This is a genomic window from Psychroserpens ponticola, assembly GCF_023556315.2.
Lineage (GTDB): Bacteria > Bacteroidota > Bacteroidia > Flavobacteriales > Flavobacteriaceae > Psychroserpens > Psychroserpens ponticola.
On the sequence record NZ_CP116221.1, the window covers coordinates 443249 to 455446 of the forward strand.

The 12198-nt window shown below is 32.0% G+C and carries 12 protein-coding genes; 5 read left to right on the forward strand and 7 right to left on the reverse strand.

Annotated features, from left to right (window positions below):
* Positions 1–34 precede the first annotated feature (34 nt).
* The 6 genes from rodA to purH form a co-directional block, all read right to left on the reverse strand.
* A complete protein-coding gene (gene rodA / locus MUN68_RS01855; protein ID WP_249995009.1) occupies positions 35–1315 on the reverse strand; it encodes a rod shape-determining protein RodA in 1281 nt (426 codons plus the stop codon).
* A gap of 2 nt (positions 1316–1317) precedes the next feature.
* Positions 1318–3270, reverse strand: coding sequence for a penicillin-binding protein 2 (mrdA, locus tag MUN68_RS01860; RefSeq protein ID WP_249995007.1), 1953 nt, complete (start codon positions 3268–3270; stop codon positions 1318–1320).
* Positions 3267–3773, reverse strand: a complete 507-nt coding sequence (locus tag MUN68_RS01865) for a rod shape-determining protein MreD (protein ID WP_249995006.1) — start codon at positions 3771–3773, stop codon at positions 3267–3269. Before MUN68_RS01865 ends, mrdA begins: the two co-directional genes overlap by 4 nt.
* On the reverse strand, positions 3766–4593 hold the full coding sequence (mreC, locus tag MUN68_RS01870) for a rod shape-determining protein MreC (protein ID WP_249995005.1): 828 nt from the start codon (positions 4591–4593) through the stop codon (positions 3766–3768). Before mreC ends, MUN68_RS01865 begins: the two co-directional genes overlap by 8 nt.
* A gap of 19 nt (positions 4594–4612) precedes the next feature.
* Positions 4613–5641 (reverse strand): rod shape-determining protein, encoded by a 1029-nt coding sequence (locus MUN68_RS01875; protein ID WP_033960946.1) that lies wholly within the window; start codon positions 5639–5641, stop codon positions 4613–4615.
* 216 nt (positions 5642–5857) lie between these two features.
* On the reverse strand, positions 5858–7390 hold the full coding sequence (purH, locus tag MUN68_RS01880) for a bifunctional phosphoribosylaminoimidazolecarboxamide formyltransferase/IMP cyclohydrolase (RefSeq protein ID WP_249995004.1): 1533 nt from the start codon (positions 7388–7390) through the stop codon (positions 5858–5860).
* 178 nt (positions 7391–7568) lie between these two features.
* Between purH and MUN68_RS01885 the strand changes: the two genes are divergently transcribed.
* Both MUN68_RS01885 and MUN68_RS01890 read left to right on the forward strand, forming a co-directional pair.
* Positions 7569–8822, forward strand: coding sequence for an ABC transporter permease (locus tag MUN68_RS01885; protein ID WP_249995003.1), 1254 nt, complete (start codon positions 7569–7571; stop codon positions 8820–8822).
* Positions 8823–8932: 110 nt separating this feature from the next.
* Entirely contained in the window at positions 8933–10183 is a 1251-nt protein-coding gene (locus tag MUN68_RS01890; protein ID WP_249995002.1) for an ABC transporter permease, read from the forward strand.
* A gap of 6 nt (positions 10184–10189) precedes the next feature.
* Here the strand turns inward: MUN68_RS01890 and MUN68_RS01895 are convergent, their stop codons facing one another.
* On the reverse strand, positions 10190–10648 hold the full coding sequence (locus tag MUN68_RS01895) for a GAF domain-containing protein (protein WP_249995000.1): 459 nt from the start codon (positions 10646–10648) through the stop codon (positions 10190–10192).
* Between the two features lie 88 nt (positions 10649–10736).
* Here MUN68_RS01895 and xrtF point away from each other — a divergent pair, with 88 nt between their 5' ends.
* From xrtF to MUN68_RS01910, 3 genes are all read left to right on the forward strand, one after another.
* Entirely contained in the window at positions 10737–11288 is a 552-nt protein-coding gene (gene xrtF / locus MUN68_RS01900) for an exosortase family protein XrtF (protein WP_249994999.1), read from the forward strand.
* The gene (locus MUN68_RS01905; protein WP_249994998.1) at positions 11281–11709 is read left to right on the forward strand and encodes an exosortase F system-associated membrane protein; all 429 of its coding nucleotides are present in this window, start codon (positions 11281–11283) and stop codon (positions 11707–11709) included. Before xrtF ends, MUN68_RS01905 begins: the two co-directional genes overlap by 8 nt.
* A 69-nt stretch (positions 11710–11778) precedes the next feature.
* Positions 11779–12192 (forward strand): HYC_CC_PP family protein, encoded by a 414-nt coding sequence (locus tag MUN68_RS01910; protein ID WP_249994997.1) that lies wholly within the window; start codon positions 11779–11781, stop codon positions 12190–12192.
* Positions 12193–12198: the final 6 nt, after the last annotated feature.

Here is a 12198-nt window from a genome sequence, read left to right on the forward strand (position 1 = left end):
AAAAAGAAGCTTATCATTAAGCTTCTTTTTTTATTTACCATTCATTAATCTTATTGCTATCCAACTTTACAAAAATAAATAGCAAAATAGTAAAACCCCAAAGTCCAGAACCTCCATAGCTAAAGAACGGAAGCGGTATTCCAACGGTTGGAATTAATCCCATGACCATTCCGATATTTATTGTAAAATGAATGAATAGTATGGATGCAACTGCATAACCATAAACACGACTAAATTGTGATTTCTGAGCTTCTGCTAAAAATAAAATCCTAATGATAAGTGCAACAAAAAGAATGACAACAAAGGAGGTTCCTAAAAATCCCCATTCTTCACCAACAGTACTAAAAATATAATCGGTGTGTTGTTCTGGAACAAATTTTCCTGTGGTGCGAGTTCCTTCCATGAAACCTTTACCAGTAAAACCACCAGAGCTTATCGCTTTTTCAGATTGAATAAGATTATAAGCTTCAGCCTTTTTCATACTTTCAAGCTTTACAGGGTCTTTTTCAAGTCTTAGCCAAAGGCTAATTCGGTTTTGTTGATGTGGTTTTAGTACATGTTCATAAAATAGTTTTATACCAGAAGAAAATGAAATGCAAATCAAAAGAATAACAACAGATTGTATAATGGACACGCGCTTTTTCTTTTGAAAAAAATAGAATCCGAAAATAACTAATGTTGCTATTATTGCAGTAATTATGATCCCAAATTTTAGAGCTAAAACGGCAAGTATAATTGTTGAAAGTGCAATGGCTAAATATATTTGTTGTAAACCTTCTCTATAAAACACAAAAAAGAAAGAAGCATATACCAAAGTACTTCCTGCATCATTTTGTAATAAAATTAATAGTGCTGGGAATATAATGATTGCAACCGCTCGTAATTGATGCTTCAAGGTATTCATGTCTGTTTGTAGATCACTCATGTATTTAGCAACTGCAAGAGCTGTAGCGAATTTAGCAAACTCACTAGGTTGTAACGTCATACTTCCTATTCCGTACCAAGATCTTGCACCATTTACATCTTTTCCGAAGATAAATAATCCAATTAGCGCTAGCATGGCGACAATGTAAATAATACTTGCAAAGCGTTCATAGAATTTCGCTTCGAAGGAGAGTATAAAAACAATTATAACAAATGTTAGTCCAATAAAAACAGTATGTTTTCCATAGGGTTGACTCATGTCAAAATAGCTCTCAATGTCACCAACATGAGACGCAGACATAATATTTAGCCAACCAAATGCAACGAGTAGTAAAAATAATGCGATAATTACCCAATCAAATTTAAAACCTCTATGGCTTTCTCTATTCATAACTACAGATTTGGTTTATTTGAGTTTGTTGAAATGGAATAGTTATAATCAATATTTTTTGGAGCTTGAACTTTTTCTACGATTTGTAATGTGGTTTCTCCATTAATTTTAAAAGGTTCTCCAGAATATGGTTTCGCATATTCGTTTTCAAGACTATGGGTTAATATCCAATGCTCCATATCTGTTCTTGTTATGTCGCCTTTAAGATATTTTTCAATCATTAAACTAGCCATTCGACCAGCAAATCTACTTCCCCAATATCCATTTTCAACAAAAACAGCAATAGCAATTTTTGGATTGTCCTTAGGAGCAAAAGCAACAAATATCGAATGGTCTGTTAGTTGGGTTTTCACTCCATCAATTTTCATGAAGTTTTCGGCAGTTCCCGTTTTTCCACAGATGTCAATTCCTGGAATTCTCAGTGTTGAAGCTGTGCCATCATTATAAACATCAAACATGCCTTCAACCACAGGTTCAAAATGACGCTTATCTATAGTTGTGTATTTAGGAGTTGTATATTTACTTGGAATTGTATCTCCTTCAATTGCTTTTATAATATGTGGTGTGTAAAAATAACCTCGATTTCCTATGGCAGCAGCCATATTAGCTAGCTGAATAGGTGTCGCTTCAACTTCACCTTGACCAATTGCATTAGAAACATTGTAGGTTGAACCCCATCGATTATCACCATAGGCTCTATCGTAATAATCTCCATCAGGAATTCGGCCAGGTCGACCAACTTGTAAATCGTAACCTAAAAAATCACCAAGTCCAAAACTTTTAGCATGATTTGCCCATGTATTCATAGCATCTCCAGCATCATCAGAGTTATCAATAATTCTTCGATACACATTTACGAAATAAGCATTACACGATTGAGCAATACCTTTGTTCATGTCAACTGGACTTTTATGATGATGACAACCTGTAAGCTTTCTGCTTCCGTAGTAATAACCCATTCTGCAGGTGAACTTATCTGTAGTTTCAACAACACCTTCTTGAAGTGCTATTAAAGCATTAATTACCTTAAATGGCGATCCAGGAGGATATTGTGCTTGCAATCCTCTATCAAACAAGGGTTTAGCAATGCTGTCTCTGAATAATTTTGTGAAATTTTTTGAACGACCTCTACCAACCAATATATTTGGATTATAACTTGGAGCTGAAACAAGTGCTAGAATTTCTCCATTACTTGGATCTATGGCTACTATGCCTCCTCTTTTATTGGTCATTAATAATTCACCATATTGCTGTAGCTCAGAATCAATGGTAATTGTAATGTCTTTTCCTGGTTGAGGTAAGGTGTCAAATTTACCTTCTTTATATGGTCCAATATTTTTATTAAACCTGTCTTTTTGAATGAAATTAATACCTTTTACACCACGTAATATTTTTTCATAAGATATCTCGACACCTTGTTTTCCTATTAAATCTCCCATTTTATAATAAGGATCATTGCTAATAATACGCCGATTTACTTCACCAATATCTCCTAATACATTTGCTCCAATAGTAGTTTGATAATCTCTAAGTGATCGCTTTTGAATATAGAAGCCATCAAATTTTCGCATCTTTTCTTGAAGGACTGCATAATCTTTTTTCGATAATTGTGGAACAAAAACGGATGGTAATCTTGGTGAATAGTTATTGGCTTTATTATAAGTTTTAATGAAATCTTCTTTAGTGATTTTAAGAAGGTTACAAAACTCTAAAGTATCTAAAGGCTCTACCTCTCTAGGAATTACCATGACATCATATGATGGCTGATTCGCTACTAGTAAAGTCCCATTTCGGTCATAAACATAACCTCGCTTTGGATAATTATACACTGGACGAATAGCATTGTCGTCATAAAGGCTATAGACTTCTTTATTATATACTTGTAGATAAAACAAACGTGTAATAAACAAAAGCCCAACAATGATTACAGTTAATAAGAGTAGCAGTTTTCTCATTGTTGTTTGTTACTAAAAAGTATCGAAATTAATATACAAAGTATAAGTGTAAAGACACTTGAAAATAACGTCTTTTTAAGTACTAAAAGTATATTTGAGATGTTAAATACCTCTAAAGTGAATAGGATAAGATGATGAAGAATTATTAATATTAAAAAGTAAATAACTCTATTCCCAAACTCGGTGTTGTTAAATTTTATATTTTGATGTTCGTAAATCATTCCGAAAGCAAACTTTAAAACTGGTGGTCTTGCAAACGCAATTGTGACACATGCTGCTGCATGAACACCTCCAGAATCTGAAAAGATATCTACAAATAATCCCAACATGAAACTTAAAAAAATAAAGAGTGTACGATTGTTGTTTACTGGGAATAGGAGTATAAACAGAATGTAAGGATACGGATTTACAGAATCTAAAAAATTAATGTGATTGAACAGCAATGCTTGCGTCAATATTAACACAACAAAACGTATGATGCTATTAATATTTAAACTATTCATTGCCTGGGTTTTCTAGTTGTTTTATTTCTTCTGCATCTAAATTTTCAATGATATAAACATGTGATAAATTTGTCATGTCATTAAATAATTTAACATCGATAGTATAGGTGTCTCCACTAATATCTAAAACGAAATTATCCACAATCCCAATTGGAATCCCTTGAGGGAAAATTGAAGATTCACCTCCTGTAACAATAGTATCACCTTGTTTTACAGGCGCAAATTTTGAAATATCAGTAAGTTGACCTTTTGCTGATGATTTTGCATTCCAAACCAATGAGCCTATATGATTAGAAGATTTTAACTGTGCATTAATTCGACTTTTTGTATTTAAAATTGAAAGTACTCTCGAATACCCATTAGACGTATTATCAATAATACCAACAATTCCTTTTGAAGTGATTACAGCTAAATCTTCTTTAAATCCGTGTTTTTCACCTTTATTTAGTGTTAAGTAATTTTTTGAAGCTGAATAATTATTGTTTATGATTTTTGCAGTTTGAATTTTATAACGACCGTTATATGTAGTTGTATCCATAATTGATGTAGAAACTATTGTAGAATCCTCACGGTTTAGAATCTGCGAACGTAATTTATTATTCTCTTCAACTAGAATTTCATTTTGAGTCTTTAAATCGAAGTAATTTGAAACATTATTTGCACTTTCATAAATGCCACCAGTAAAAAAGTTAGCAGAATTAATGAATTTACTTTTATGATAAGAATGCGATTGAATCGTTAAAGCAATAGAAACAAAAAACAACAGCAGAAACAAAAGAGAAGTTTTGTTTCTAATGACAAAGTTTATAATCTGTTGCATGTTAAGTAGGTATTCTCAGTTATTTAATCAATACACTTTTAAATTTAGGTAAGTTTTTAAGTGTAATTCCTGTACCACGAACAACTGCTCTTAAGGGATCTTCAGCTATATAAACTGGTAAATCTGTTTTTTGAGATAAACGTTTGTCTAATCCACGTAACATAGAACCACCACCTGCTAAATAAATACCAGTATTGTAAATATCTGCAGCTAATTCTGGAGGTGTTTGAGATAAGGTTTCCATAACAGAATCTTCAATTCTCAAAATTGATTTATCAAGTGCTTTTGCAATTTCGCGATATGAGATTTGAACTTGCTTAGGTTTTCCAGTCAATAAATCACGACCTTGAACACTCATTTCTTCTGGTGGAAGATCTAAATCTTCAGTAGCTGCACCAATTTGAATTTTTATTTTTTCAGCAGTACGATCACCTACATAAAGGTTATGTTGTGTTCGCATGTAATAAATAATATCGTTGGTAAATACATCTCCTGCAACTTTTACCGATTTGTCACAAACAATTCCACCAAGTGCAATAACAGCAATTTCAGTGGTTCCACCTCCAATATCAACAATCATATTTCCTTTTGGTTGCATGATATCAATACCAATACCTATTGCTGCTGCCATTGGTTCATGAATAAGATACACTTCTTTACCATTAACACGCTCACAAGATTCTTTTACAGCTCGCATTTCTACTTCAGTAATTCCAGATGGAATACATACAACCATGCGAAGTGCTGGTGTAAATAATTTCTTTTTAAGTGCAGGAATGTTTTTAATAAACATACTAATCATTTGCTCAGATGCATCAAAATCGGCAATTACACCATCTTTCAAAGGTCTAATCGTTTTAATGTTTTCATGCGTTTTTCCTTGCATCATGTTGGCTTCTTTTCCAACAGCGATAATTTTACCTGAAATTCTATCTCTTGCAACTATTGAAGGACTATCAACAACTACTTTGTCGTTGTGGATAATAAGCGTATTCGCAGTTCCTAAATCTATGGCTATTTCTTCGGTTAAGAAATCAAAAAATCCCATATGCTATTCTAATATTATGAGGGCGTTATTGTATTCAGTTCTTGGTCTTTTGTAAATGTAGTAAAACTTACTAAATATTTACAGTTTATTTGTATTTCAATTTACATGAAAGCTAAGTGTTTAACTTTTTATAGTTAAACGTATGCTTTTTACATTTGGATGTTTGAAATTAGGTAAAAACATTCCATGTTAGAGATTCCTTTTTTTTAAGGAATTTTAATGCTTAAAATGACGTGTTCCAGTCATAACCATTGCTAAATTATTATCATTACAATAATCAATAGTTAATTGATCTTTAATTGAGCCTCCAGGTTGTATCACAGCAGTAATTCCTGCATTATCTGCAATTTCTACGCAATCTGGAAATGGAAAAAATGCATCACTAGCCATAACAGCACCTTTTAAGTCGAATTTAAATGATTGTGCTTTGTGAATCGCTTGATTAAGTGCATCTACACGACTTGTTTGCCCTGTTCCACTTGCACACAGTTGTTTGTCCTTTACTAAAACAATAGTATTTGATTTGGTATGCTTACATATTTTTGAGGCAAATATTAAATCATCTAACTCATTTAGAGTTGGTTTATTGTTAGTCGCATTAGATAAATCATTAATGCTATCCGTTTTATTGTTTCTGTCTTGGACTAAAACACCATTGAGACAAGTTCTTACATTGGTTTGAGGAAAATCTACATCATGTAAAATGAGTAGAATTCTGTTCTTTTTTCCTTTTAAAATGGCTAAAGCATCATCAGAAAAGGAAGGTGCAATTACAACTTCACAGAAAAGTGTATGAATGTCTTCGGCTGTGGCTTTATCAATTTCGGTATTGGCAATTAAAACACCACCAAATGCAGAAACAGGATCGCCTGCTAATGCATCTTTGTAGGCTTGTTGAATCGTTTCCCGTTGCGCAAAACCGCAAGCATTATTATGTTTTAAGATAGCAAATGTTGGCGTTTCACCTTTAAATTCGTTCATTAGATTTACAGCTGCATCAACATCTAAAAGATTGTTGTAGCTTAATTCTTTTCCGTGGAGTTTTGTGAATATGTCATCAAAGTTTCCGAAGAAAAAACCACGTTGGTGAGGGTTTTCACCATAGCGTAAAACTTTTCCGTTAGTTTCGCTAATTTTAAGAGAAGCAATGCTATGGTCAGCATTAAAGTAATTGAAAATAGCAGCATCATAATGTGATGATACATTAAACGCTTTTGCAGCAAAATGTTTTCTATCTGATTCTGAAGTGTCGCCGTTTTTAGATTTTAGCAATTCTAAAAATTCAGAATAATCATCTACGGAAGATACACAAACCACATCTGAATAGTTTTTGGCAGCAGCTCGAATTAAAGATATGCCTCCAATATCAATTTTTTCAATGATATCTTGATTAGAAGCTCCAGTAGCTACTGTTTTTTCAAAAGGATATAAATCTACAATAACCAAATCAATCTGAGGAATATCAAAATCGACCAATTCAGCAACATCACTTTCGTTGTTTTGGCGATTTAAAATTCCTCCGAAAACTTTTGGATGTAATGTTTTTACACGACCACCTAGAATTGATGGATATGATGTAACATCTTCTACTGGTACGACATCAATACCTAAGTCTTTGATGAATTTTTCGGTGCCTCCTGTAGAATAAATGGTGACATTTTGTTCGTTAAGTTGTTTTACGATAGGTTCTAAACCATCTTTGCTGAAAACAGAAATTAATGCAGATTTTATTGCTTTGTTGTTACTCATTGTTGTGTTGTTGTCGTTGCGTTTCTATAGTTGAAACAGTGTTGTGAAATTTTAAGTCCAAAAGTACGTAATATCCATAGTTTTTATAAGTGAGAAATGGAGTTTATTTAAGTTTTTTGTAACAATAAATTGTTGAAAACATCTTATCTTTAATTTTTCCGAAAACCAAACCAATTCTATGCTCGTTTATCTCAGATTATTTAAAGAAAGTTTTTCTTTTGCAATCAATGCGTTGCGTAATAATAAACTTCGAACATTTCTATCTCTTTTAGGAATTACGATTGGTATTTTTTCAATAATTGCAGTTTTGTCTGCTGTTGATTCTTTAGATAAAAGTATCAAAGAACAACTAAGTGGTTTGGATAGCAATACGATGTATGTTGCAAAATTTTCATTCGGACCTACAGATGTGCCAAGATGGAAACGCTTACAATTTCCAGAAGTATCATACAATGAATATAAACATTTAAAATCGTCGTTAAATGATGCTGAGCATGTGGCTTACCAATTGTTTGTTCAGCGTGAGAATATTCGATATGGTAAAGAAATGATGACTAGTGTTAATACTGTGGTGGTTAGCAATGAATTTGAAGATATACAAGCATTAAAATTTTCGAAGGGGAGATTTTATAACGAATCTGAATCAAATTCTGGAAAGCCAGTCGTTGTCATAGGAGATGAAGTTGCCAAAGCACTTTTTGGAGAGTTTGAGCCTATAGGAAAAAAAGTAAGGCTATATGGTCAGAAATTCGCAGTTATTGGTGTCGTTAAAAAGGAAGGTTCTGGACTTTTCGGAGACAGTAATGATGTTTCAATTTTTCTGCCAGCTAATTATGTTAGAAATCGTTTTGGTGATAATAATACTAATATGAATCATATTGTGATTATTAAGCCAGATTCTGGAGCTGATGTTGCTGAATTAAAAGCTGATATAGTCCAGAAAATGCGTGCGAGACGCGGTATAAAACCAAATGAAATTAATCCGTTTTTTGTCAATATTATTTCAGGTTTGCAAGATGCTATTGATGGTATAATTTCAACGCTAAATATTATTGGTTGGGTGATTAGTGCGTTTTCCCTTTTAGTTGGTGGTTTTGGGATTGCTAATATTATGTTTGTTAGTGTTAAGGAAAGAACGAACCTAATTGGAATACAAAAATCTTTAGGCGCAAAGAATCGTTTTATACTGTTTCAATTTTTATTTGAAGCGATTATATTATCAGTACTTGGAGGATTAATAGGGATTGTTTTGGTCTGGATTCTTTCACTTATTGCTTCGGGAATGGTTGAAGATTTTGAATTTATTTTATCCTTTTATAACATCTTTTTAGGGTTTGCTTTATCGACTTTAATAGGGTTGATTTCAGGTGTGATTCCTGCAATTTCTGCTTCAAAATTAGATCCTGTTGAGGCTATTAGATCTGGAATGTAATCGATATTATATTTCTGGTTCTTTTTAATTTATCAATTAACTAGAATTATTTGTAACATTGACTTAGTTGTTGCGTCTTATTTATAACTTACAAGTAGCTATTTTTATTTATGCTCGTTTATTTAAGATTATTTAAAGAAAGTTTTTCGTTTGCTCTTAATGCTTTGCGTAATAATAAGCTACGCACATTTTTATCTTTATTAGGTATCACAATTGGTATATTTTCAATTATTGCAGTTCTTGCTGCTGTAGATTCTTTAGACAGAAGTATAAAAGAAGACTTGTCTGGTTTAGACAAAAACACCATGTACTTAACTAAGTACTCCTTTGGGCCTACAGACATACCAAGATGGCAACGTGATAATTTTCCTCAAACTGAGAATGATGATTTTGAATTTATTGAGCGAAATGTTCCAAATATAGAGGCGATAGCTTATGTGATATTTGGCGCTACAGAATCTATAAAATATCAAGGAGAATCTGTTACAGGTGTTGAATTAACTCCAGTGTCTAATGGTATTTATGATATTGAAGATTTTAAAATTGTAAACGGACGCTTTTATACAGAATCTGAATCATATTCTGGAGCACCAGTAATTGTATTAGGGCATTCTGTAGCCGAAAATTTATTCAAAAATTTGAATCCTATAGGCAAACAAGTTCGCGTTTTTGGAAGAAAACTTACAGTCATTGGTGTGCTAAAGAAATTTGGGTCAGGAATCTTTGATTCGCCAGATGATAAAGCTTACGTTCCTGCTAATTTTGTACGACGTTTTAAAAATGGAGGAGCAGATGGAATTGCAGGAGCCATTATTATTAAACCTAAAAAGGGTGTTGATATTGGAGCGTTTGAAGAGGTTTTAAAACAAAAATATCGCGTTTATAGAGGGCTAAAAGCTGGTGAGCCTGATAATTTTTTTGTCAATAAAATGTCTGGATTTACAGATGCTATTGATGGAATTATTAGTTTTTTAAATGGAGCAGGTTGGGTGATTAGTGCCTTTTCATTATTAGTTGGTGGATTTGGTATTGCTAACATAATGTTTGTTAGTGTAAAAGAACGAACCAATCTTATTGGAATTCAAAAATCGTTAGGTGCTAAAAACAGATTTATATTATTTCAGTTTTTGTTTGAAGCAGTTATACTTTCGCTTTTAGGAGGTGTAATTGGTGTTTTTCTTGTTTGGCTTATTTCTTTAGGAGCAAATTATATGATTGATGACTTTGAGTTTATCTTATCTTTTGGGAATATATTATTAGGGTTTGGATTATCTACCTTGATAGGATTGATCTCTGGAGTTATTCCTGCAATTTCTGCTTCCAAATTAGATCCTGTGGAAGCCATTAGAACTGGAATGTAATTTGTTTTAGCTTATCATTCTAGAAACCTTCTCGCAAACAAACTCTAAAAAACGTTCATCATCTTCTGTAAAAGGATCTGGCGTATTTGAGTCGATGTCAATTTGACCAATATTTTTACCATTCTTAAAAATCGGAATCACAATTTCAGCTTTTACAGTAATGCTACAAGCTATATAATTGTCTTGAGCTGCAACATCTGGTACTACAAAGTTTTCATTAGAAACCGCTACTTGTCCACAAATGCCTTTTCCAAAAGGAATAATAGTATGGTCAGTTGGTTCACCTACATAAGGGCCAAGTTTTAACTCGTTTTTATTTCCATTTTTAAAATAAAAACCGACCCAATTATAATGAGAAATGTGTTCTTCAAGAAGTTTGCAAATATTCATAAGGCGTTCATCTACAGATGCAGAGCTGAGTTTTATGATGTCTTCTACTTTTGGTTTTAGCGTTTCTAATGTCATGTGTTAAAAAATATTGGTAAAAGTATTTAAAAAGTGTTAGTTCTAGATTTATTTTTATATAATTTTAACTGAATAAAATAGATAGCTATTGAAAGCACTTTTTCTTAAATATAAATCTGTCGTAACGTTTATTTTAACCTTTCTAACGGTTTATTTTATACTAACATTAGTATATAAATTTTATCTGGATTATTCTGAAGGTTCTATTTACTATCCAGACTATTTTACCAATTTAGTGTCTAAACAGTGCAATGTATTATTACATGCTGTTGGTTATGATGCGAGTGTTATACCACACCCAGATGAACCATCTATGAAACTTATTATAAACGATAAATTTGTTGCTAGAGTCGTCGAAGGTTGTAATTCTATAAGTGTTATTATTTTATTTATCTCTTTTATTATTGCTTTTGCAGGTAAATTCAAGGCCACATTTTTATATCTATTATCAGGAAGTGTTTTGATTTATACAGTTAATTTATTGCGTATTGTCATTTTATCTATAGGATTGTATAATTACCCTTGGCGACGAGAAATTTTGCATACTGTAATTTTTCCATTAATTATTTACGGAATGGTCTTTCTCCTTTGGATGTTTTGGGTCAATCGATTTTCTAAAATAGAAAAAGCCAATGCGTAATCCTATTACTTACATATTGCTTTTTGTTTTGTTCGGAATGTTAGTGCTTATTCGCGTTTTTGAAAATGAATTATTTTACGATCCATACCTCTCGTTTTTTAAAAATGATTATTTGCACATTGATTCTCCAAGACGTGAGGTTTTTAAGTTAACGATGTACACAACCTTACGATATATCCTTAATTCTGGTATGTCACTCGGAATTATTTATCTGTTTTTTAAAGATAAGTCTATTGTTAAATTTTCTTTAACTGTATTTGGATTAGCTTATGTTATTTTGATTGCCTTATTTTTGTATTTTGTAATACATCCACGACAAGAAGACTACTATTTGTTTTTTAATTTCAGACGTTTTTTAATTCAGCCAATATTATTATTACTCTTATTGCCAGCGTTTTACTATTATAGGTTAAAACAATAAAACGTTAATCCTAACTTAAAAAAAGTGCTGTATTTATCTTTTTTGTAACTTTGTCATTCAATTTGTTCAATGTTTAAACTAATAATACATAAATTATTTTCGGCTTTCATGGCTATTTTAGTGCTGTTTTCAACAGTATCATTTACTGTGGAGAAGCATTTTTGTGGTGATGTTTTAATTGATTCTGCTGTGTTTTCTGAGGCACAGAAATGCAAAATGGAAGCTTTTGAAATAGAACAAACTAAAATTACGAAAGTACATTGTTGTAAAGATGAATTAGAAGTTGTTAAAGGACAAGACAAACTTAAGCGTTCACAATTTGAAGATATTACATTTGAGCAACAGATTTTTGTTGTTTCTTATCTATACACCTATATTAATAGTATTGAGGAATTATCTAAACTTGTTATTCCTCATTTACATTATTCTCCACCTGATCTCATTGATGATATTCAAGTTCTCGATGCGGTTTTCTTAATTTGATTTACT

Bases quoted from the DNA above. Each gene is read 5' to 3' on its own strand.
- rodA (WP_249995009.1), bottom strand. From the start codon at position 1,315: ATGAATAGAGAAAGCCATAGAGGTTTTAAATTTGATTGGGTAATTATC.
- mrdA (WP_249995007.1), bottom strand. From the start codon at position 3,270: ATGAGAAAACTGCTACTCTTATTAACTGTAATCATTGTTGGGCTTTTG.
- MUN68_RS01865 (WP_249995006.1), bottom strand. From the start codon at position 3,773: ATGAATAGTTTAAATATTAATAGCATCATACGTTTTGTTGTGTTAATA.
- mreC (WP_249995005.1), bottom strand. From the start codon at position 4,593: ATGCAACAGATTATAAACTTTGTCATTAGAAACAAAACTTCTCTTTTG.
- MUN68_RS01875 (WP_033960946.1), bottom strand. From the start codon at position 5,641: ATGGGATTTTTTGATTTCTTAACCGAAGAAATAGCCATAGATTTAGGA.
- purH (WP_249995004.1), bottom strand. From the start codon at position 7,390: ATGAGTAACAACAAAGCAATAAAATCTGCATTAATTTCTGTTTTCAGC.
- MUN68_RS01885 (WP_249995003.1), top strand. From the start codon at position 7,569: ATGCTCGTTTATCTCAGATTATTTAAAGAAAGTTTTTCTTTTGCAATC.
- MUN68_RS01890 (WP_249995002.1), top strand. From the start codon at position 8,933: ATGCTCGTTTATTTAAGATTATTTAAAGAAAGTTTTTCGTTTGCTCTT.
- MUN68_RS01895 (WP_249995000.1), bottom strand. From the start codon at position 10,648: ATGACATTAGAAACGCTAAAACCAAAAGTAGAAGACATCATAAAACTC.
- MUN68_RS01905 (WP_249994998.1), top strand. From the start codon at position 11,281: ATGCGTAATCCTATTACTTACATATTGCTTTTTGTTTTGTTCGGAATG.
- MUN68_RS01910 (WP_249994997.1), top strand. From the start codon at position 11,779: ATGTTTAAACTAATAATACATAAATTATTTTCGGCTTTCATGGCTATT.